The organism is Senegalimassilia anaerobia JC110, assembly GCF_000236865.1.
Lineage (GTDB): Bacteria > Actinomycetota > Coriobacteriia > Coriobacteriales > Eggerthellaceae > Senegalimassilia > Senegalimassilia anaerobia.
The window spans coordinates 60,306-62,380 of sequence record NZ_HE611017.1; the positions used below are offsets into that span (position 1 = coordinate 60,306).

Here is a 2,075-nt window from a genome sequence, read left to right on the forward strand (position 1 = left end):
TGGCCTGCCCCGGCGCGGCCGGCGCGTCGCAGGCGCTGACGCGCACGTATCAGGTCGGCGAGCAGGTGCCGGCGACCATAGAGGTAGGCGGCGTCGAGTACGCGCTGGCGTCGGCATCGTCGGACGGCGCTAGCGCCGCGCGCGAGCGAAGCGTCGCCGCGTCGGAGTACAACGGCGACGCCTCGTCCTACTTCCCCGCAAGCGTCACGGTCACCGAGGACGGCGCGACCTACGAGCTCGCGCTGTCCTCGGCCGAGGCCTCCGTGTCCGAAGAGGACGCGAGCGAGCGCACGTACGAGCAGACGATCGTGTACTCGGCCCTGTTCCCCGACGAGGTGTCCGCGATCCCCGACGAGCGGGCCGAGCAGGTCGACGGCGCCGGCGAGCTCACGTTCAAACAGGGCGCAGTCGAGCTTTCCGACGCCGGGGACGGGACCGGCAGGCAGTCCGCGAAGGTGACCTACACGGCGACCGCGAGGGAGTCGGCCCCGAAAACGTACAAGCTCACGGCCCGGTACGAGCCGGCCCAGGGCGCCTCCGGCACGATCACGGCCGTCTACGAGCCGAAGCCGGCCCAAGCCGCGCAGGCGCAGCAGCAGCCATCGGCCGAGAACGGCGGCGAGATCGGCTACATAGAGCGTCAGGACGACGAAGCCGCAGACGAGGCTCGAAGCGGATCCGCCGGCTACGCCCTGCCCGTCGCCGCCGGCGCCGCCTTGGCCGTGGCGGGAGCGGCCATGCTGGTCATAGGCGGCAGAGCCGCCCGGCCGAAGACCGCCGCGCAGGACGGAGAGCGGCCAACCTCGGCCGACGAGCCTTCCGCAAAGGCGGGCAGGTAGATGGCCGTCTGGAAGGGCGTGCCGCTTCAGTCGGCGATCATAGTGAGGCACACCCCCAGGGACTACGCCAAGAAGCTCGGGAGGAAGGACACGGGTGCCATGCCGTGCGCCTCGAACGCCCGGGCGGTGGCGTACATCTCGCGCACCGGGGCCTTCGAATCGAAATCCGACATCGACCGCGAGCCGACGCCCCAGGACCGCGAGCTCTCCGCCGAGCGCGACGCCGCCGACCGCCTCGACTACGCGGCGCGCGAAGGCGCCTACGAAGGCAAGGGCGCGGCGCTGCAAGAGGACGCGTCGCTGTGGGACGCGAACGGGCCTGTGAGCGTGGGAGAGGCGCGCGCGAGGATGCGAGCCGACGGCGGGGCCTTCATCGACTCGGTGGTCTCCGTCAAGCGCGAGTACGCCGCGGCGCTTCGGCTCGAGAGCAAGGAGGACATGCAGCGCCTCCTTCGCGCCACCTGGTCGGAGAACGTCGAGAAATGGGGCCTGGTCAAAGACCCGGCCGACATCAGGTGGGTGGCGGCGTACCACACCGACGCCAGCGAGTCGCTTCACTGCCACGTGCTCACGTGGTCTGCGCGCGGCGAGATCGAGCAAGGCGCCACGGTGGGGCGAGAGGCGACCCGCGCCGGGAAGGAGGCCATCTACCGCGTCGGCTACGCGCGCATACGCGAGGAGCGCGACGCGCGCTCCAACTTCCTGCGCGACCTCGCCCGCCAGCAGATCCGGGTGATAGCCGGCGAGAGACCCGACGCCCGGGCGGCCGCGGCCCTCGACGCCCGGGCCCGCAAGGCCGGATGGCCCGAGCGGTCCCTGCGCGAATCGGACGTCCCGCCCCAAGACCGCGCCCCCGTCGAGGCGGCGCGAGCGCGCGTGGCCTCCGAGCTGACGGCGGGCTCCGGCGCCGTGGCGCGCAACTGGAAGGCCCAAGCAGCCGCGCGCGACCTGGTGGCCGCGGCCAGGCGGGCATCCCCGTCGTTTTCGAGGACGTGCGCCGAGCGCGAGCTGACCTCCGAGGTGAAGGCGGACGTCAGGGGCATGGCCGAAGGCTCCGCCGAACGCAGGGCCTCGCTGCGCGCAGACGCCGAGGACTTCGCCAAGCGCACCGCGTCGGCGGCAGTCAGGGCCTGTATGCCGGAAGACGCCCGGGAAAGGGCGCGCGAGGGCAGGCAGGCCTGGGACCGGGCCCGCGGCAAGGGCGGCAAGCGGGCATACGCGCAATCCCAAGCCGCC

General features: G+C 72.6%; 2 protein-coding genes. Both read left to right on the top strand.

The annotated features are described in order from the left end of the window. Positions 1–839 (top strand): hypothetical protein (locus SFHG_RS08475; protein ID WP_042436354.1); only part of this gene is annotated, 839 nt, incomplete at its 5' end. Next, a partial coding sequence (locus SFHG_RS10860; RefSeq protein ID WP_042436355.1) for a hypothetical protein occupies positions 840–2,075 on the top strand: 1,236 nt, incomplete at its 3' end.